The organism is Candidatus Kurthia intestinigallinarum (assembly GCF_003991225.1).
GTDB classification, from domain to species: domain Bacteria; phylum Bacillota; class Bacilli; order Bacillales_A; family Planococcaceae; genus Kurthia; species Kurthia populi.
In genome coordinates this window covers 16414-36942 of record NZ_JTFC01000044.1, presented here as the reverse complement: position 1 = coordinate 36942, position 20529 = coordinate 16414, and the positions used below count along the sequence as shown (strand labels likewise).

Sequence of the window (20529 nt, the reverse complement as noted above, 5' to 3'; positions counted from 1 at the left end):
AAGAGCTTTCGGTTTAAAATTATGTTTGAATAATCGAAAATGAGAATTATTGCTCGTTTTCTTTTTTGTCTTGTGAAAAATTGCAATTTCACAAGACCTAATATCGCTTTATTGAGGGGTGAATGAGTTGACAGGTCAACTAGTTCAGTACGGACAACACCGCCAGCGTAGAAGCTTCGCGCGTATTAAAGAGGTGCTAGAACTTCCGAATCTTATCGAGATTCAAACCGCTTCTAACGAGTGGTTTTTAGAGGAAGGCTTACGTGAAATGTTCCACGACATTTCACCGATTGAAGACTTCACAGGAAATCTTTCACTAGAATTCGTCGACTACAGTCTTGGAGAACCAAAATATGATGTCGATGAATGTAAACAACGTGACGTTACTTACGCAGCACCATTACGCGTAAAAGTACGTCTTCATAATAAGGAAACTGAAGAAGTAAAAGAACAAGAAGTCTTCATGGGTGATTTCCCACTCATGACAGAAACAGGTACTTTTGTTATCAACGGCGCAGAACGCGTTATCGTTTCCCAATTAGTTCGATCACCAAGTGTATACTATCACGATAAAACAGATAAAAATGGTAAAAAAGGCTTTGGCGCAACAGTTATTCCAAACCGCGGCGCATGGTTAGAATATGAAACAGACGCAAAAGACGTTGTCTACGTTCGTATCGACCGTACACGTAAATTACCTGCAACGGTATTATTACGTGCATTAGGGTTTGCATCTGACCAAGAAATTATCGAACTTGTCGGTGATAATGAATATTTACGTAATACTTTAGAAAAAGATAACACTGATAGCACTGAAAAAGCGTTATTAGAAATCTATGAACGTCTACGTCCGGGTGAACCACCTACAGTAGAGTCAGCTAAAAACTTACTATATTCTCGTTTCTTCGACCCAAAACGCTACGATTTAGCAGCTGTAGGTCGTTATAAAATGAATAAAAAACTTCATATCAAGAATCGCTTATTCAATCAAACATTGGCTGAAACGCTAGTAGATCCAAATACTGGAGAAATCTTAGCGGAAAGCGGAACTGTGATTGACCGTCGTGTATTAGACCGCATTACACCATTCTTAGAAGAAGGCGTAAACTTTAAAACACTTTCAAAAGTGGGCGGTATTATCGAAGGTGACATTCTTGTACAAGAAGTAAAAATCTTTGCACCAAATGATGAGTCTCAAAAAGAAATCAAAGTAATCAGTAACGCTTACATCGATGATGAAGTAAAACATCTTACTCCAGCAGATGTTGTAGCATCTGTTTCTTATTTCTTTAACTTATTACATGGTGTGGGCGATACTGATGACATCGACCACTTAGGTAACCGTCGTCTACGTTCAGTAGGTGAATTACTACAAAATCAATTCCGTATCGGTTTATCTCGTATGGAACGTGTTGTACGTGAACGTATGTCAATCAATGATACTGCTGCAATTGTTCCACAACAATTAATCAATATCCGTCCAGTAATTGCATCTATTAAAGAATTCTTTGGTAGTTCTCAATTATCACAATTTATGGACCAAACAAACCCTCTTGCAGAATTAACGCACAAACGTCGTCTTTCTGCATTAGGACCTGGTGGTTTAACACGTGAACGTGCTGGTTTCGAAGTACGTGATGTTCACTACTCTCACTATGGCCGTATGTGTCCAATCGAAACTCCAGAGGGTCCAAACATTGGTTTAATCAACTCTCTATCATCATATGCAAAAGTAAATAAATTTGGTTTCATTGAAACACCATATCGTCGTGTTGACCCTGAAACTGGTAAAATTACTGAACATATCGATTATCTAACAGCAGACGAAGAAGATAACTATGTTGTTGCTCAAGCAAACTCACCATTGAATGCAGATGGTACGTTTACTGAAGAAGAAGTAGTGGGTCGTTTCCGTGGCGATAACTCAGTGTTCAAACGTGACACTGTTGATTACATGGACGTATCTCCTAAACAAGTAGTATCTGCTGCGACAGCATGTATCCCATTCTTAGAAAACGATGACTCAAACCGTGCTCTTATGGGTGCCAACATGCAACGTCAAGCTGTTCCACTTCTTAACCCAGAAGCTCCTTTCGTAGGTACTGGTATGGAACATGTCAACGCTCGTGACTCTGGTGCTGCAATCGTAGCTAAATACCATGGTATCGTTGAGCATGTTGAAGCTCGTTACATTTCAGTTCGTACTATTGAAGAGGTAGATGGTAAAGAAGTAAAAGGTGATTTAGTTCGTTATAAATTACAAAAATTCACTCGTTCTAACCACGGGACATCAATTAACCAACGCCCATTAGTTAAAGAAGGTGACCGCGTGAAACCTCGTGATATCCTTGCTGACGGTCCGTCAATGGAAAATGGTGAACTTGCACTTGGCCGTAACGTAGTCGTGGCATTCATGACTTGGAATGGTTATAACTATGAAGATGCCGTAATCATGAACGAACGTTTAGTTAAAAATGATGTATACACTTCTGTTCATATTGAAGAATATGAATCAGAAGCTCGTGATACAAAACTTGGACCTGAAGAAATCACTCGCGATATTCCTAACGTTGGTGAAGAAGCACTTCGCAACTTAGACGAACGTGGTATTATCCGTATTGGTGCAGAAGTAAATGATGGTGATATCTTAGTAGGTAAAGTCACTCCTAAAGGTGTAACAGAGCTTACTGCAGAAGAACGTCTATTACATGCAATCTTCGGTGAAAAAGCGCGTGAAGTACGCGATACATCATTACGTGTTCCTCACGGTTCTGGTGGTATTGTACTTGACGTTAAAGTATTCCATCGCGAAGATGGCGACGAATTATCTCCTGGCGTAAACCAAATGGTACGCGTTTATATCGTTCAAAAACGTAAAATCCGTGTTGGGGATAAAATGGCCGGACGTCATGGTAACAAAGGGGTTATCTCTCGTATCTTACCAGAAGAGGATATGCCATTCTTACCAGACGGTACTCCAGTCGACATCATGCTTAACCCATTAGGTGTACCATCTCGTATGAATATCGGTCAAGTACTTGAATTACACTTAGGTATGGCCGCTCGTTACTTAGGCGTGCACATGGCTACACCTGTATTCGATGGTGCTTCAGATGAAGACGTATGGCGTACAATGGAAGAAGCAGGCATGAACCGTGATGGTAAAACAACACTTTATGATGGCCGTTCAGGTGAAGCATTCGATAACCGCGTATCAGTAGGGGTTATGTACATGATCAAACTTGCGCACATGGTTGATGATAAACTTCACGCTCGTTCAACTGGTCCTTACTCACTTGTTACACAACAACCATTGGGTGGTAAAGCTCAATTTGGTGGTCAACGTTTCGGTGAAATGGAAGTTTGGGCTCTTGAAGCATATGGTGCAGCGCACACACTTCAAGAAATCTTAACAGTTAAATCTGATGACGTTGTGGGCCGTGTGAAAACATACGAAGCAATCGTTAAAGGTGAACCTGTTCCAGAACCAGGCGTACCAGAATCATTCAAAGTATTAATTAAAGAACTTCAATCATTAGGTTTAGACGTGAAAATGTTAAACATTAATGATGAAGAAGTAGAACTACGCGATGACGAAGATGATGATGTTCCATCAGCAGACGCGTTAAACATCGCTTCTAAAAAAGAAGAAACTGACGAAGTATCTTCTGAAAATTAAGTTGTAATTTTTTTGGGACATGGACAGGACCTCTTATGGGCTTGTCCTAATTCCCTTTTATTTGCTAATAATCAATCGTCGAGCTAATTATTTATAAGTCGAAAAGACTTCATTAATAGAGGGAGGTAGGCTCCTTGATAGACGTTAATAATTTTGAATACATGAAAATTGGTCTTGCTTCACCAGATAAAATCCGTTCGTGGTCATATGGTGAGGTTAAAAAACCAGAAACTATCAACTACCGTACATTAAAACCAGAGAAAGATGGTTTATTCTGTGAACGCATCTTTGGTCCAACAAAAGACTGGGAGTGTCACTGTGGTAAATACAAACGCGTACGTTATAAAGGTGTAGTTTGTGACCGCTGTGGCGTTGAAGTAACACGTGCAAAAGTACGTCGTGAACGTATGGGACATATTGAGCTAGCTGCTCCTGTTTCTCACATTTGGTACTTCAAAGGTATTCCAAGCCGTATGGGACTTATCTTAGATATGTCTCCACGCGCACTTGAAGAAGTAATTTACTTCGCTTCTTACGTTGTAATTGAATCAGGCGATACTCCTTTAGAAAAGAAACAACTTCTTTCTGAAAAAGAATATCGTGCTTACCGTGAAAAATTCGGTAAAACATTCAAAGCATCTATGGGTGCAGAAGCAATCAAAGATTTATTGAAAGAAATCGATTTAGATAAAGAATCAATTGAACTTAAAGAAGAGCTTAAAACTGCACAAGGTCAACGCCGTACACGTGCAATTAAGCGTTTAGAAGTTGTTGAATCGTTCCACCACTCAGGCAACCGTCCTGAATGGATGATCTTAGATGTACTTCCTGTAATTCCACCAGAATTACGTCCAATGGTACAACTAGATGGTGGTCGTTTCGCAACATCTGATTTAAATGATTTATATCGTCGTGTTATCAACCGTAACAACCGTTTAAAACGTTTATTAGACCTTGGTGCTCCTGGCATCATCGTTCAAAATGAAAAACGTATGTTACAAGAAGCAGTTGATGCATTAATCGATAATGGTCGTCGTGGCCGTCCTGTTACAGGTCCGGGTAATCGTCCATTAAAATCTCTTTCTCATATGTTAAAAGGTAAACAAGGTCGTTTCCGTCAAAACTTACTTGGTAAACGTGTCGATTACTCTGGTCGTTCTGTAATCGTCGTTGGTCCATCTTTAAAAATGTTCCAATGTGGTCTACCAAAAGGTATGGCAATCGAACTATTCAAACCTTTCTTAATGAAAGAATTAGTTGAACGCGGTTTAGCTCATAATATTAAATCAGCTAAACGTAAAATTGAACGTCAACACGAAGAAGTATGGGATGTTTTAGAAGACATCATGCGCGAGCATCCAGTATTACTGAACCGTGCACCAACACTTCACCGTCTTGGTATCCAAGCGTTCGAGCCTACACTTATCGAAGGTAAAGCAATTCGCTTACACCCATTAGTATGTACTGCATACAATGCCGATTTCGATGGTGACCAAATGGCCGTCCACGTTCCTCTTTCTGCAGAAGCACAAGCTGAAGCACGTCTATTAATGCTTGCAGCGCAAAATATCTTAAACCCTAAAGATGGTAAACCAGTTGTTACACCATCTCAAGATATGGTATTAGGTAACTATTACCTAACTCTTGAGCGTAAAGGCGCTGTAGGTGAAGGTACTGTGTTCTCAGATCCTGAAGAATTAAATGTTGCTTACGCGAATAACGAAGTGCATTTACACACTCGTATTGCTATTCGTGCAGCCTCTTTAAATAACAACACATTCACTGAAGAACAAAATAAAAAATTGTTAGTTACTTCTGTTGGTAAAGTATTGTTTAACGAAATCTTATATGCTGATTTCCCATACATTAACGAGCCAACTATCGATAATTTACAAGTAGGTACATCAGATAAATTCTTCGTTTCAACTAATACAAATATTAAAGAATATTTAGCAGAGCAAGAGCCTTCTAAACCATTCACTAAAAAATATCTTGGTAATGTTATCGCAGAAGTATTTGATCGCTACCATATCACAGAAACTTCTAAAATGCTTGATGAATTGAAAAACCTTGGTTTCAAATATTCAACTAAAGCTGGTATCTCAATTGGTATCTCAGATATCATCGTATTGCCAGATAAACAAGAAATTTTACATGAAGCTCAAATTAAAGTAGATAAAGTACAAAAACAATTCCGTCGTGGTTTAATCACTGAAGAAGAACGTTACGATCGTGTAATTTCATTCTGGAGTGACGCGAAGGATGTTATCCAATCTAAACTGATGAAATCTCTTCCAGCGACTAACCCAATCTTCATGATGAGTGACTCTGGTGCGCGTGGTAACGCTTCTAACTTCACTCAACTTGCTGGTATGCGTGGTCTGATGGCCAACCCAGCTGGTCGTATCATCGAATTACCAATTAAATCTTCATTCCGTGAAGGCTTAACGGTATTAGAGTACTTTATCTCTACCCATGGTGCTCGTAAAGGTCTTGCCGATACAGCACTTAAAACAGCCGATTCAGGTTACCTTACTCGTCGTCTTGTTGATGTTGCACAAGATGTCATCATCCGCGAAGACGATTGTGGTACTGATAAAGGTCTTGAAATTTCAGCTCTTAAAGAAGGCAACGAATTAATCGAAGCCCTTGAAGAACGTGTTCTTGGTCGTTACGCTAAGAAAACTATTCGTCATCCTGAAACAAACGAAATTATCGTTAGTCCAAACGAATTAATCACAGCTGAATTAGCTCGTAAAATCTCAGAAGCAAATATCGAAACAGTTACAATTCGTTCTGCGTTTACATGTAATACTAAACATGGCGTATGTAAAAAATGTTACGGTATGAACTTAGCTACAGGTGACGAAGTTGAAGTGGGTGAAGCAGTTGGTATCATCGCTGCTCAATCTATCGGGGAACCAGGTACTCAGTTAACAATGCGTACTTTCCATACAGGTGGGGTTGCCGGTGCCGATATCACTCAAGGTTTACCTCGTATCCAAGAGATTTTCGAATCTCGTAATCCTAAAGGTCAAGCGCTTATTACAGAAATTTCAGGTACAATTGTTGAAATTGAAGAAATTCGCGAAGGTCTTAAAGAAATTACGGTTCAAAGCCCAATCGAATCTCGTAAATATACAGCTCCATACAATGCACGTCTAAAAGTCCAAGAGGGCGATCAAGTTTCTCATGGTCAATCATTAACTGAAGGTTCAATTGATCCAAAACAATTAATCAAAGTTACTGACGTGTCTACTGTAGAAGAGTATCTATTAAAAGAAGTTCAAAAAGTATACCGTATGCAAGGTGTAGAAATCGGTGATAAACACATCGAGGTTATGGTACGTCAAATGTTACGTAAGGTTCGTATTATCGAAGCTGGTGATACTGACTTACTACCAGGCTCATTAGTGGATATTCACCAATTCACTGCAGCAAACAGCAGTATCTTAATGTCAGGTAACAAAGCGCCAGCTACATGTCGTCCAGTTATCCTTGGTATTACAAAAGCTTCTCTTGAAACTGAATCATTCTTATCTGCAGCTTCATTCCAAGAAACAACTCGTGTGTTAACGGATGCAGCTATCAAAGGTAAACGTGATGAATTACTTGGTCTTAAAGAAAACGTTATTCTTGGTAAACTTGTGCCAGCTGGTACAGGTATGCAACGTTACCGTCAAATCGAAATTGCCGGTGCTGGTGCAGCTACAGAAACAACAACTTCAGCCGAATAATAGATTTTATATTAAATCCCAACGAATTTTCGTTGGGATTTTTTATATTTAGTTGACAACAAACTTCTGAGATGATAATATATTTTAGGTTGATAGTTCATTGTCTATCATTTCATGGGCTTAATGTCTAAGGGAAAAATTAAAACAATGCACGTTAATTACAAACAGTAACGACAAGCATTGCTGGTCGTGGAACAAAACGTTGTTACTCTAAGATGTAACAGGTGAATAAACCACGCATGCGGTGCGACGGCACAAATTTTGGTGTTCCCGTTGCATTAAATAACCAGGCAGACTCTTGGTAGAGATAATGACGTTGATGTAAAACGCCAACATAACTTGAAGTACTGCTTTAGTAGTTTTTACGCTGATCACGTAAAGACTTTTGTTTTTAACTCAAAATGAACCACCTGGATGTGTGGATTTAAAGAAAGCAATGAGAGGAGGACATATCGATGCCTACAATTAACCAATTAGTACGTAAGCCTCGTCAATCCAAAAGTAAGAAATCTAATTCACCAGCTTTAAACAAAGGCTATAACAGCTTTGCAAAAAGCTTAACTGATGTTAACTCACCACAAAAACGTGGTGTTTGTACTCGTGTTGGTACAATGACACCTAAAAAACCTAACTCAGCGTTACGTAAATACGCTCGTGTACGTTTAACTAACCAAATCGAAGTTAACGCTTATATTCCTGGTGAAGGCCATAACTTACAAGAACACAGTGTTGTTCTTATCCGTGGCGGACGTGTAAAAGATTTACCAGGGGTACGTTATCACGTAGTTCGTGGTGCTCTTGATACTGCAGCTGTACAAGGACGTATGCAATCACGTTCATTATACGGTGCTAAAAAACCAAAAGAAAAAAAATAATGTAATCTAATAAGTAGCTATACTTGAAAGGAGGAAAACACATGCCTCGTAAAGGTCCTGTTTCCAAACGTGACGTGTTACCAGATCCACTTTATAATTCAAAACTTGTAACTCGTTTAGTCAACAAATTAATGGTAGATGGTAAAAAAGGTACTTCTCAAAAAATCTTATACGGAGCTTTCGATTTAGTTAAAGAACGTTCTGGTAAAGATGCAGTAGAAGTATTCGAAGCTGCATTAGAAAACGTAATGCCAGTTCTTGAAGTACGTGCTCGCCGTGTCGGTGGTGCTAACTATCAAGTACCAGTAGAAGTTCGTCCAGAACGTCGTACTACTTTAGGTCTTCGTTACCTAGTAAACTACTCTCGTCTTCGCGGCGAAAAAACTATGGAAGAACGTCTTGCTAACGAAATTTTAGACGCTTCTAACAACACTGGTGCGTCAGTTAAAAAACGTGAAGATATGCATAAAATGGCTGAAGCCAACAAAGCATTCGCTCACTACCGCTGGTAAGATTTATCCTAAAATATACATCCATTATGGAAGGAGAAATTCCGCATGACTAGAGAATTCTCACTTGAGAACACTCGTAATATCGGAATCATGGCTCACATTGATGCTGGTAAAACAACAACAACTGAGCGTATCCTTTATTACACTGGTAAGATTCACAAAATCGGTGAAACTCACGAAGGCGCTTCTCAAATGGACTGGATGGAGCAAGAGCAAGAACGTGGTATTACTATCACTTCTGCTGCTACAACAGCCCAATGGAAAGGCAACCGTGTAAACATCATTGATACACCAGGACACGTAGACTTCACTGTAGAAGTTGAACGTTCTCTTCGTGTACTTGATGGTGCTGTTACTGTACTTGATGCTCAATCAGGTGTAGAACCACAAACTGAAACAGTATGGCGTCAAGCTACAACTTACGGCGTACCACGTATCGTATTCATTAACAAAATGGATAAAATCGGTGCGAACTTCTTATACTCTGTAGGAACTTTACATGAACGTTTAGAAGCAAACGCTCACCCAATTCAATTACCAATCGGTGCTGAAGATGAGTTCCACGCTATCATTGACTTAGTAGAAATGAACGCTACTTTCTACAAAGAAGGCGATGACGGTTCAAACGCAGAAGTTAAAGAAATTCCTGCTGAATACAAAGAACAAGCAGACGAATACCGCGAAAAACTTGTGGAAGCAGTTGCTGAATTAGATGAAGATCTAATGGAAAAATACTTCGCTGGTGAAGAAATCACTAAAGAAGAATTAAAAGCTGCTATCCGTAAAGCTACTTTATCAGTAGAATTCTACCCAGTAGTATGTGGTACTGCGTTCAAAAACAAAGGTGTTCAATTAATGCTTGATGCAGTAGTTGATTACCTACCAGCTCCAACAGATGTTGAATCTATTAAAGGTACATCTGTTGATGGCGACGAAGAAATCGTACGTCACTCTTCTGATGATGAACCATTTGCTGCACTTGCGTTCAAAGTTATGACTGACCCTTATGTTGGTAAATTAACTTTCTTCCGTGTGTACTCTGGTGTTCTTCAATCAGGTTCTTACGTACAAAACTCTTCTAAAGGCAAACGTGAACGTGTAGGTCGTATCCTACAAATGCACGCTAACAGCCGTGAAGAAATCTCTGAAGTTTACGCTGGCGACATTGCTGCTGCAGTAGGTCTTAAAGCTACAACTACTGGTGATACTCTTTGTGCAGAAGATAGCTTAGTTATCCTTGAATCAATGGAATTCCCAGAACCAGTTATTTCTCTATCTGTTGAGCCTAAATCAAAAGCTGACCAAGATAAAATGGGTCAAGCACTACAAAAACTTCAAGAAGAAGATCCAACTTTCCGCGCTCACACTGACGTTGAAACTGGTGAAACTATCATCTCAGGTATGGGTGAACTTCACTTAGATATCTTAGTTGACCGTATGAAACGTGAATTCCACGTTGAAGCTAACGTAGGTGCTCCTCAAGTATCTTATCGTGAAACTTTCCGCCAAGCGGCTAAAGTTCAAGGTAAATTCGCTCGCCAATCTGGTGGTCGTGGTCAATATGGTGACGTTCATATCGAATTCGAACCAAACGAAGAAGGAAAAGGCTTTGAGTTCGTTAACGCTATCGTTGGTGGTGTAGTTCCTCGTGAATACATCCCAGCTGTAGAAGCAGGACTTAAAGATTCATTAGCAAACGGTGTATTAGCAGGATTCCCTCTAATCGACGTTAAAGCTACATTAGTCGATGGTTCTTACCACGATGTCGATTCAAATGAAATGGCGTTTAAAGTAGCTGCATCTCTAGCAGTGAAAAAAGCTGCTCAAGCTTGTAACCCAGTTCTTTTAGAACCAGTTATGAAAGTAGAAGTAGTAATGCCAGAAGAATATCTTGGTGATATCATGGGTAACATCACTGCTCGTCGTGGACGTGTAGAAGGTATGGAAGCTCGCGGTAACGCTCAAGTTGTTCGTGCAATGGTTCCACTTGCTGAAATGTTTGGGTATGCAACAACTTTACGTTCATCTACTCAAGGTCGCGGTACATTCTCAATGGTGTTTGATCACTATGAAGAAGTTCCAAAATCAGTTTCAGAAGAAATCATCAAAAAACACCAAGGTTAATTTTAAATTGAATAATTTTTAATTGAAATTTCTTGGTATATCAAGTATAAATAACATGTAAGCTACATCTTAGCAGGAGAACAGGGCCCGTTCTTCTAAAAGATGTATCTATAAATCTTATTACTAATAAAACTTTTAAAACCCTAGGAGGCACATTTAAAATGGCTAAAGAAAAATTCGACCGTTCTAAAACGCATGCTAACATTGGTACAATCGGACACGTTGACCATGGTAAAACAACTTTAACTGCTGCAATCGCTACAGTTCTTGCTAAAAAACAAGGCGGGGAAGCTAAATCATACGCTGATATCGATAACGCTCCAGAAGAAAAAGAACGCGGTATCACTATCAACACTTCTCACATCGAATATGAAACTGACACTCGTCACTACGCTCACGTTGACTGCCCAGGACACGCCGATTACGTTAAAAACATGATCACTGGTGCTGCACAAATGGATGGCGCGATCTTAGTAGTATCTGCTGCTGATGGTCCAATGCCACAAACTCGTGAACACATCCTTTTATCTCGTAACGTAGGTGTACCTTACATCGTAGTATTCTTAAACAAATGCGATATGGTAGACGACGAAGAATTACTTGAATTAGTTGAAATGGAAGTACGTGACCTATTATCAGAATACGGCTTCCCTGGCGATGATGTTCCTGTAATCAAAGGTTCTGCTCTTAAAGCTTTAGAAGGCGAAGAAAAATGGGAAAATGCAATCGTTGAATTAATGGACGCTGTAGATTCTTACATTCCAACTCCAGAACGTCAAACTGACAAACCATTCATGATGCCAGTAGAGGATGTATTCTCTATCACTGGTCGTGGTACAGTAGCAACTGGCCGTGTTGAACGTGGTCAAGTTAAAGTCGGCGATGTTGTTGATATCGTTGGTATTACTGAAGAAACTGCTCAAACAACTGTAACAGGTGTTGAAATGTTCCGTAAATTATTAGATTACGCTGAAGCTGGCGATAACATCGGTGCTTTATTACGTGGTGTTGCTCGTGAAGATATCCAACGTGGTCAAGTACTTGCTAAACCAGGTACAATCACACCTCACACTAAATTCTCTGCTGAAGTTTACGTGTTATCAAAAGAAGAGGGTGGCCGTCATACTCCATTCTTCTCTAACTACCGTCCACAATTCTACTTCCGTACTACTGACGTAACTGGTGTAATCACGTTACCAGAAGGTACTGAAATGGTAATGCCTGGCGATAACACTAAAATGAACATCGAACTTATCCACCCAATCGCTATTGAAGACGGTACTCGTTTCTCAATCCGTGAAGGCGGCCGTACAGTTGGTTCAGGTGTTGTTTCTAACATCGAAAAAGCTTAATTCTTTCTTTAACTAGATTGATTTAATAAGCTTTCTTATAAAAAGCGTATGTAGCATTTGCTGCATATGCTTTTTTTTTTACAGAAAATTGACATGAAATCTTACGTTCATTATAATGGCGAATGAGTCAAAAAATTAGAAAGTAGGTGACATTGATGAACGCAGTCATTGTTGCTGTATTGGTTATGCTAATATTAAGTGTTCTTCGCATTAATGTGGTTTTCTCATTAGCGATTGGGGCACTTATTGGTGGCTTAACTTCAGGAATGTCATTAAGTAAAACATTAGAGGCATTTATAGGTGGTTTAGGCGATGGGGCAGAGGTAGCATTAAGTTATGCGATGCTTGGTGGTCTAGCTGTTGCAATTTCAAAAACCGGGATATCTGAATTGCTAGTATCAGCAATTTTAAAAGTAGTGAAACGAAGTGGAGATTCACAAAAATCAGCTCTAGTAAAGGCGCTTATCTTTATTGTTTTATTATTAATGGCTGTATCCTCACAAAATATCATTCCTATTCATATTGCATTTATTCCTTTGTTAATTCCCCCAATTATTAAAATTTTAAATATGTTGGAAATTGATCGTCGTTTGATTGCTTGTATTTTAGCATTTGGTTTAATTACACCATATATGAGTTTGCCATTTGGTTTTGGGCTTGTTTATCAAGGGATTGTAGCAGATAATATTTCATCAGCAGGATTAGATATTTCTCGCACTGATGTTTATGGACCGATGTTAATTCCAGCAATCGGCATGTTAATTGGATTGATCATTGCGTTTTTTGCGTTTCGTAAACCGCGTAAATATCGAGAAATTAATGTAGAAAGTGAACTTATCGTTAAAGTAAGTAGAAAAAATATTATTTCAACAGTTATTGCATTAGTTGCAACAGTGTTAGTACAAATTCCGGCATTAGTACCATTAGAGACAGGTCAAATGTTTTTAGGCGCATTAACTGGTGTATTGATTTTATATATTACTGGTGCTATTCGTTGGAAAGAAGCCGATAGTATTTTAACAGATGGCATGCGTTTAATGGCTTTTATCGGAATGGTCATGGTTGCATCAAGTGGTTTTGCAGCAGTTGTTACAGCTACAGGAGATGTCGACGGTTTAGTATCTGCTGCGGAAACAATGCTTGGTGATAATAAAGCTTTAGCTGTTTTACTAATGTTACTAATTGGATTTTTCATCGATATGGGAATTGGTTCTTCATTTGCGACTATTCCAATTATTGCATCTATTTTTGTACCAATAGCAGAAAGCTTTGGTTTAAGTGCTGCAGCAATTATTACATTGATAGGTACGGCAGGAGCATTAGGTGATGCTGGATCTCCAGCTTCTGATTCAACGTTGGGCCCCACAGCTGGATTAAATGTTGATGGTCAGCATGATCATATTCGCGATACCTGTATTCCGACTTTATTCATTTTCAATATTCCACTATTAATTTCTGGCTGGGTAGCAATTATGTTCTTTTCATAGGAACTATATTATATATAGAAGGAAAACCATTTTTTTGTGCTTGAATTGACAGAAAAATGGTTTTTCTTAATTTCGAAGGGTAAAAGGTTGCCTTCTACGCTAATTTTTTATATACTAGAAAACGTTAAAAAAGCAGACGTAAATTCAAATTCAAGAAAAGAACCACATAGAATAGCGTAAATAATTTTTTTAAAGAAAGTTATTGCGTTCGATACGTAGATTATGTATAATATAAATGTTGGTCTTTGACTGCGATGAAACGGGAGGTTACCGACACACCCGGCCGCATTGCCATGGCGCGTGGTTGGAAAATTTCCGTGGAGAATTGTCTAGGAAATAGGCGAAAAGGGAGGGAAAATAATGGCAAAACAAAAGATTCGTATTCGTTTAAAAGCATATGATCACAGAATTTTAGATCAATCTGCTGAAAAAATCGTTGAAACTGCAAAACGTTCAGGTGCTGGTGTATCAGGTCCGATTCCACTACCAACTGAAAGAACAGTTTACACAATCTTACGTGCGGTTCATAAATATAAAGACTCACGTGAGCAATTCGAAATGCGTACGCATAAACGTCTAATCGATATCGTTAACCCAACACCACAAACTGTTGACGCGTTAATGAAATTAGATTTACCATCAGGCGTTGATATCGAAATCAAACTATAATGCATGGTAAAAAATAAAATTAATTTTAAATATCTTCAGGAGGTGTGACACATGACCAAAGGAATCTTAGGTAGAAAAATCGGTATGACGCAAGTCTTCGCTGAGAACGGTGATTTAATCCCTGTAACTGTAATCGAAGCTACTCCAAACGTAGTTCTTCAAAAGAAAACAGTTGATACAGATGGTTACGAAGCTATCCAAATCGGTTTCGAAGATAAACGAGAAAAATTATCTAACAAACCTGAACAAGGACACGTAGCTAAAGCAAACACTGCTCCTAAGCGCTTCATTCGCGAAATTCGCAATGCTGACTTAGCTGAGTACGAGATTGGTCAAGAAGTCAAAGTTGAAATTTTCGCAGAAGGCGATGTAGTAGATGTAACAGGTGTTACTAAAGGTAAAGGTTTCCAAGGTGTTATTAAACGTCATGGTCAATCACGTGGTCCTATGGCCCACGGTTCTCGTTACCACCGTCGCCCTGGTTCAATGGGTCCAGTTGCTCCAAACCGCGTATTCAAACAAAAGAATTTACCTGGTCAAATGGGTGGCAACGTTGTAACTATCCAAAACTTAGAAATCGTAAAAGTTGATGCAGAACGCAACTTATTACTAGTTAAAGGTAATGTTCCTGGTTCTAAAAAAGCGTTAATCACAGTTAAATCTGGTATTAAAGCTAACTAATTTTCCGAAGAAAGGAGGAAACAGGAATGACAAAAGTAAATGTACTTAGTCAAACAGGTTCTTCTGTAGGTGAAATCGAATTAAACGATGCTATCTTCGGAATCGAACCAAACGAATCTGTACTTTTCGACGCAGTAATCGCTCAACGCGCTTCTCTACGTCAAGGTACACACAAAACTAAAGGTCGCTCAGAAGTTTCTGGTGGTGGTCGTAAACCATGGCGTCAAAAAGGTACTGGCCGTGCCCGTCAAGGTTCTATCCGTTCTCCACAATGGCGCGGTGGTGGTATCGTATTCGGTCCAACACCACGTAGCTATGCATACAAACTTCCTAAAAAAGTTCGTCGCTTAGCACTTAAATCAGCTCTTTCTAACAAAGTTGCTGAAACAAACTTCGTAGTTGTTGATGCTCTAACTCTAGATGCACCAAAAACTAAAGATTTCGTGAAAGTTCTTGCTGATTTATCAGTAGCAACTAAATCACTTATCGTTACTGCTGACGTGAATGAAAACGTAGCATTATCTGCTCGTAACATCCCAGGCGTAACTGTTCTAACAGCTGAAGGTATCAACGTTTTAGATCTAGTATCTGCAAACAAAGTTGTTATCACTAAAGATGCTGTAGCTAAAATTGAGGAGGTGCTTGGTTAATGGAAGCACGTGAAGTACTAAAACGTCCTGTCATCACTGAGCGCTCTTCAGAACAAATGGCAGAACAAAAATACACATTTGAAGTTGACACTCGTGCCAACAAAACAGAAGTTAAAGACGCTGTTGAATCTATCTTTGGTGTTAAAGTTGAGAAAGTCAACATCATGAACTACAAAGGTAAAAAGAAACGCGTTGGCCGTTATACTGGCTTAACTAACAAACGTCGCAAAGCTATCGTAACTTTAGCTGAAGGCGAAATTGAATTATTCGAAATGTAATATAGATTGCATTCTTAATTAATAAAGGAGGGAATACACATGGCGATTAAAAAGTACAAACCAACCACAAATGGCCGTCGTAACATGACGTCATCTGACTTTGCTGAAATCACAACTAATAAACCAGAAAAATCTTTATTAGCTGCTAAAAAACGCAAAGCTGGTCGTAACAACCAGGGTAAAATCACTGTTCGTCATAATGGTGGTGGCCACAAGAAACAATACCGTATCATCGATTTCAAACGTAATAAAGATGGTATCGTAGGTAAAGTAGCTACTATCGAATACGATCCTAACCGATCTGCAAACATCGCATTAATTAACTATGCTGATGGTGAAAAACGCTACATCCTAGCTCCGAAAGGTCTAGTAGTTGGCATGACTATCGTATCTGGTGAAGATGCGGATATTAAAGTTGGTAACACATTACCACTTGCTAACATTCCAATGGGTACTACAATCCATAACATCGAGTTAAAACCTGGTAAAGGTGGACAACTTGTACGTTCTGCAGGTACTTCTGCTCAAGTACTTGGTAAAGAAGATAAATACGTAATCGTACGCTTACAATCTGGTGAAGTACGTATGGTCTTAGCAGCTTGCCGTGCAACAATCGGTGAAGTTGGTAACGAACAACACGAACTTATCAAAATTGGTAAAGCGGGTCGTAAACGCTGGATGGGTAAACGTCCAACAGTTCGTGGTTCTGTAATGAACCCTAACGATCACCCACACGGTGGTGGTGAAGGTAAAGCTCCAGTTGGTCGTAAATCACCAATGACTCCATGGGGTAAACCAGCTCTTGGTTACAAAACTCGTAACAAAAAAGCAAAATCTAATAAATTTATTATTCGTTCTCGTAAAAAATAATGTGATTAAGCTACGATTCATTCGAATCGTAGTTGAATCATGGAGGGAGGTTCCGAAATGGCTCGTAGCTTGAAAAAAGGACCATTCATTGATGACCACCTTATGAAAAAGGTTGAAGCATCAAACAATTCTGAAAAGAAACAAGTTATTAAAACTTGGTCTCGTCGCTCTACAATCTTCCCGAACTTCATCGGCGAAACAATCGCTGTGTATGACGGACGTAAACACGTTCCTGTATACGTAACTGAAGATATGGTAGGACACAAGTTAGGTGAGTTCGCTCCAACACGTACATTCAAAGGTCACGGCGGAGACGATAAATCAACTAAAGTACGCTAATTAAGAGAGGAGGTAAACACTAATGCAACAAGAAGCTAAAGCTATCGCTCGCACAGTTCGCATTGCTCCTCGTAAAGTACGTCTAGTAGTAGACTTAATCCGAGGTAAAGAAGTCGGTGAAGCCATCGCTATTTTAAAACACACACCTAAAGCTGCATCTCCAGTAGTAGAGAAAGTTTTAAACTCAGCAATCGCTAACGCAGAGCACAACTATGATTTAGATGTAAACAACCTAGTTGTTTCTAAAGTATTTGTTGACGAAGGTGCAACATTAAAACGCTTCCGTCCACGCGCACAAGGACGTGCTAGCGCAATTAACAAACGTACAAGCCACATTACAATCGTGGTATCTGAGAAGAAGGAGGGATAATACGTGGGTCAAAAAGTACATCCAATTGGTTTACGTGTAGGTGTCATTCGTGATTGGGAATCTCGTTGGTACGCTGAAAAAGATTACGCAACATTACTTCACGAAGATATCAAAGTACGTAAATTCATCGAAGAAACTTTAAAAGAAGCTTCAGTTTCTAAAGTAGAAATTGAACGCGCTGCAAATCGTATTAACATTACGATTAGTACAGCTAAACCAGGTATGGTAATTGGTAAAGGCGGACAAGAAGTGGAAGCACTTCGTAAAGCTCTTAACAACATGACTGGCAAACGCGTACACATCAACATTGTTGAAATCAAACGTGCAGATCTTGATGCTCGCTTAGTAGCAGAAAATATCGCTCGTCAATTAGAAAACCGTGTATCATTCCGTCGTGCACAAAAACAAACTATTCAACGCACTATGCGTGCAGGTGCTAAAGGTATCAAAACTCAAGTATCTGGTCGTTTAGGTGGCGCTGATATCGCTCGTGCGGAACATTATAGTGAAGGTACTGTTCCACTTCATACTCTTCGCGCTGACATTGATTATGCTCACGCTGAAGCTGACACTACTTATGGTAAACTAGGTGTTAAAGTATGGATCTACCGTGGTGAAGTCCTTCCTACTAAAAAGAACTCTGTGGAAGGAGGCAAATAATTATGTTATTGCCAAAACGCGTTAAATACCGTCGTGTACACCGTGGCAAAATGCGTGGTCAATCAAAAGGCGGCACAACAGTAACATTCGGTGAATTCGGTTTACAAGCTCAAACAGCAAGCTGGATTACTAACCGTCAAATTGAGGCTGCACGTATTGCTATGACTCGTTATACAAAACGTGGCGGTAAAGTATGGATTAACATTTTCCCACACAAACCTTACACTAAAAAGCCTCTAGAAGTACGTATGGGTTCTGGTAAAGGTGCTCCTGAAGGTTGGGTAGCAGTTGTAAAACCAGGTCGTGTAATGTTCGAAATCGGTGGAGTTACTGAAGAAGTAGCCCGCGAAGCACTACGTTTAGCAGCTCACAAATTACCAGTAAAATGTAAGATTGTTAAACGTGAAGAAATTGGTGGTGAATCTAATGAAGGCTAATGAAATCCGTGAACTTGCAACTGTTGAAATTGAAGACAAAGTAAAATCACTGAAAGAAGAGCTTTTCAACCTTCGCTTCCAATTAGCGACTGGTCAATTAGAAAACACAGCTCGTATTCGTGAAGTTCGTAAAGCTATCGCGCGTATGAAAACTGTTATTCGTGAAAGAGAAATCAGTGCAGATTAAACTGATAAAGGAGGTTTGCAAGCATGACTGAGCGTAATCAACGCAAAGTTTACACAGGCCGCGTAGTTTCTGACAAAATGGACAAAACTATTACAGTAGTTGTTGAAACATACAAGAAACACTCACTTTACGGTAAACGTGTAAAATACTCTAAAAAGTTCAAAGCGCATGATGAAAACAACACAGCAAAAGTTGGAGACATCGTACGTATTATGGAAACTCGTCCGCTATCAGCTACTAAACGTTTCCGTTTAGTTGAAGTTGTAGAAGAAGCGGTTATTATCTAATAAATTTCGGTATTTATTCAGTAAAGATCCGAAGGGAGGTAACCTAAGTGATTCAACAAGAAAGTCGTTTAAAAGTTGCCGACAACTCAGGTGCTAAAGAAGTATTAACTATCAAAGTACTAGGTGGTTCTGGCCGTAAAACTGCTAACATCGGTGATGTTATTGTTTGTACAGTTAAGAAAGCAACACCAGGTGGCGTTGTCAAGAAAGGCGAAGTAGTAAAAGCTGTTATCGTACGTACTAAATCAGGCGTGCGTCGTAAAGACGGTACTTACATCAAATTTGACGAAAACGCATGTGTAATCATCCGTGATGATAAATCACCACGCGGAACTCGTATTTTCGGACCTGTTGCACGTGAATTACGTGATGACAACTTCATGAAAATCGTTTCATTAGCTCCGGAAGTTCTTTAATTTCAAGGAAGTGCCAACAAGGAGGTGCGACATAATGCACGTTAAAAAAGGCGATAAAGTAATGGTTATCTCAGGTAAAGATAAAGGCAAAACAGGTGTTATCTTATCTGCGTTCCCTAAAAAAGATCGCGTGTTAGTTGAAGGTGTTAACATCGTTAAAAAACACGTGAAACCAAACCAACTTAATCCACAAGGTGGTATCGTTTCTCAAGAAGCAGCGATCCACGTATCGAACGTAATGCTAATCGACCCTAAATCTGGCGAGCCGACTCGCGTAGGTTTCAAAGTTGAAGATGGCAAAAAAGTTCGTGTAGCAAAAAAATCAGGTAATGTGATCGACTAATTTTTAATAATAGAAGGGAGGTACACACATGAGCCGCCTAAAAGAAAAATATACAAATGAAGTATCATCTGCTCTAATGAGCAAGTTTGAATACACTTCTACTATGCAAGTACCTAAAGTAGAAAAAATCGTAATCAACATGGGTGTTGGTGACGCTGTTCAAAACTCTAAAGTACTAGATGCAGCAGTTGAAGAATTAACACTAATCGCTGGTCAAAAACCAGTTATTACTAAAGCTAAGAAATCTATCGCTGGTTTCCGTCTTCGTGAAGGTATGCCAATCGGTACTAAAGTTACACTTCGTGGTGACCGTATGTACGATTTCCTAGACAAATTAATCTCTATTTCGCTTCCACGTGTACGTGACTTCCGCGGTGTTTCTAAAAAAGCATTCGACGGTCGCGGTAACTACACTCTAGGTGTTAAAGAACAATTAATTTTCCCAGAAATCGATTTCGATAAAGTTTCTAAAGTACGCGGTATGGATATCGTTATCGTAACTACTGCGAACTCTGACGAAGAAGCTCGCGAGTTGTTAACTCAATTCGGTATGCCATTCCAAAAATAAGATAGGAG

At 39.3% G+C, this 20529-nt stretch carries 21 protein-coding genes; all 21 read left to right on the top strand.

Going from position 1 to position 20529, the window contains the following annotated elements; genetic code table 11:
• Positions 1–127: 127 nt before the first annotated feature.
• The 21 genes from rpoB (at position 128) to rplE (ending at position 20521) form a co-directional block, all read left to right on the top strand.
• Positions 128–3679, top strand: a complete 3552-nt coding sequence (rpoB, locus tag QI30_RS18090; protein WP_126991976.1) for a DNA-directed RNA polymerase subunit beta — start codon at positions 128–130, stop codon at positions 3677–3679.
• Positions 3680–3813: 134 nt separating this feature from the next.
• Positions 3814–7416, top strand: a complete 3603-nt coding sequence (rpoC, locus tag QI30_RS18085; protein ID WP_126991975.1) for a DNA-directed RNA polymerase subunit beta' — start codon at positions 3814–3816, stop codon at positions 7414–7416.
• A 455-nt stretch (positions 7417–7871) separates the two neighbouring features.
• On the top strand, positions 7872–8291 hold the full coding sequence (gene rpsL, locus QI30_RS18080; RefSeq protein WP_010308011.1) for a 30S ribosomal protein S12: 420 nt from the start codon (positions 7872–7874) through the stop codon (positions 8289–8291).
• A 41-nt stretch (positions 8292–8332) separates the two neighbouring features.
• Positions 8333–8803: a 30S ribosomal protein S7 gene (rpsG, locus tag QI30_RS18075; protein WP_126991974.1), complete on the top strand. Its 471-nt coding sequence runs from the start codon at positions 8333–8335 to the stop codon at positions 8801–8803.
• Between the two features lie 45 nt (positions 8804–8848).
• A complete protein-coding gene (gene fusA, locus QI30_RS18070) occupies positions 8849–10927 on the top strand; it encodes an elongation factor G (RefSeq protein ID WP_126991973.1) in 2079 nt (692 codons plus the stop codon).
• Positions 10928–11088: 161 nt separating this feature from the next.
• On the top strand, positions 11089–12279 hold the full coding sequence (gene tuf / locus QI30_RS18065; RefSeq protein WP_126991972.1) for an elongation factor Tu: 1191 nt from the start codon (positions 11089–11091) through the stop codon (positions 12277–12279).
• A 155-nt stretch (positions 12280–12434) separates the two neighbouring features.
• Positions 12435–13766 (top strand): Na+/H+ antiporter family protein, encoded by a 1332-nt coding sequence (locus QI30_RS18060; protein WP_126991971.1) that lies wholly within the window; start codon positions 12435–12437, stop codon positions 13764–13766.
• Positions 13767–14126: 360 nt separating this feature from the next.
• The gene (rpsJ, locus tag QI30_RS18050) at positions 14127–14435 is read left to right on the top strand and encodes a 30S ribosomal protein S10 (protein ID WP_126991970.1); all 309 of its coding nucleotides are present in this window, start codon (positions 14127–14129) and stop codon (positions 14433–14435) included.
• Between the two features lie 51 nt (positions 14436–14486).
• Complete coding sequence (rplC, locus tag QI30_RS18045; protein WP_126991969.1) at positions 14487–15116, top strand: 50S ribosomal protein L3; 630 nt, start codon at positions 14487–14489, stop codon at positions 15114–15116.
• Positions 15117–15142: 26 nt separating this feature from the next.
• The gene (gene rplD, locus QI30_RS18040; RefSeq protein WP_126991968.1) at positions 15143–15766 is read left to right on the top strand and encodes a 50S ribosomal protein L4; all 624 of its coding nucleotides are present in this window, start codon (positions 15143–15145) and stop codon (positions 15764–15766) included.
• Positions 15766–16044 carry a 50S ribosomal protein L23 gene (gene rplW / locus QI30_RS18035; RefSeq protein ID WP_126991967.1) on the top strand — a complete coding sequence of 93 codons (279 nt, stop codon included), beginning with the start codon at positions 15766–15768 and terminating at the stop codon, positions 16042–16044. The genes rplD and rplW overlap by 1 nt, the downstream gene beginning before the upstream one ends.
• 39 nt (positions 16045–16083) lie before the next feature.
• Positions 16084–16914, top strand: coding sequence for a 50S ribosomal protein L2 (gene rplB / locus QI30_RS18030; RefSeq protein WP_126991966.1), 831 nt, complete (start codon positions 16084–16086; stop codon positions 16912–16914).
• Positions 16915–16971: 57 nt separating this feature from the next.
• On the top strand, positions 16972–17253 hold the full coding sequence (gene rpsS / locus QI30_RS18025) for a 30S ribosomal protein S19 (RefSeq protein ID WP_029500593.1): 282 nt from the start codon (positions 16972–16974) through the stop codon (positions 17251–17253).
• Positions 17254–17275: 22 nt separating this feature from the next.
• Positions 17276–17623: a 50S ribosomal protein L22 gene (gene rplV / locus QI30_RS18020; protein ID WP_126991965.1), complete on the top strand. Its 348-nt coding sequence runs from the start codon at positions 17276–17278 to the stop codon at positions 17621–17623.
• Positions 17624–17626: 3 nt separating this feature from the next.
• Entirely contained in the window at positions 17627–18283 is a 657-nt protein-coding gene (gene rpsC / locus QI30_RS18015) for a 30S ribosomal protein S3 (protein WP_126991964.1), read from the top strand.
• Between the two features lie 2 nt (positions 18284–18285).
• A complete protein-coding gene (gene rplP, locus QI30_RS18010; RefSeq protein ID WP_126991963.1) occupies positions 18286–18720 on the top strand; it encodes a 50S ribosomal protein L16 in 435 nt (144 codons plus the stop codon).
• The gene (gene rpmC, locus QI30_RS18005; RefSeq protein WP_010290406.1) at positions 18710–18907 is read left to right on the top strand and encodes a 50S ribosomal protein L29; all 198 of its coding nucleotides are present in this window, start codon (positions 18710–18712) and stop codon (positions 18905–18907) included. The genes rplP and rpmC overlap by 11 nt, the downstream gene beginning before the upstream one ends.
• A 23-nt stretch (positions 18908–18930) precedes the next feature.
• Entirely contained in the window at positions 18931–19194 is a 264-nt protein-coding gene (gene rpsQ, locus QI30_RS18000) for a 30S ribosomal protein S17 (protein ID WP_010290404.1), read from the top strand.
• Between the two features lie 47 nt (positions 19195–19241).
• Entirely contained in the window at positions 19242–19610 is a 369-nt protein-coding gene (gene rplN / locus QI30_RS17995; protein ID WP_029500588.1) for a 50S ribosomal protein L14, read from the top strand.
• Between the two features lie 34 nt (positions 19611–19644).
• Positions 19645–19953, top strand: coding sequence for a 50S ribosomal protein L24 (gene rplX, locus QI30_RS17990; RefSeq protein ID WP_126991962.1), 309 nt, complete (start codon positions 19645–19647; stop codon positions 19951–19953).
• Positions 19954–19981: 28 nt separating this feature from the next.
• Positions 19982–20521 carry a 50S ribosomal protein L5 gene (rplE, locus tag QI30_RS17985; protein WP_126991961.1) on the top strand — a complete coding sequence of 180 codons (540 nt, stop codon included), beginning with the start codon at positions 19982–19984 and terminating at the stop codon, positions 20519–20521.
• The last annotated feature ends 8 nt before the right edge of the window (positions 20522–20529 follow it).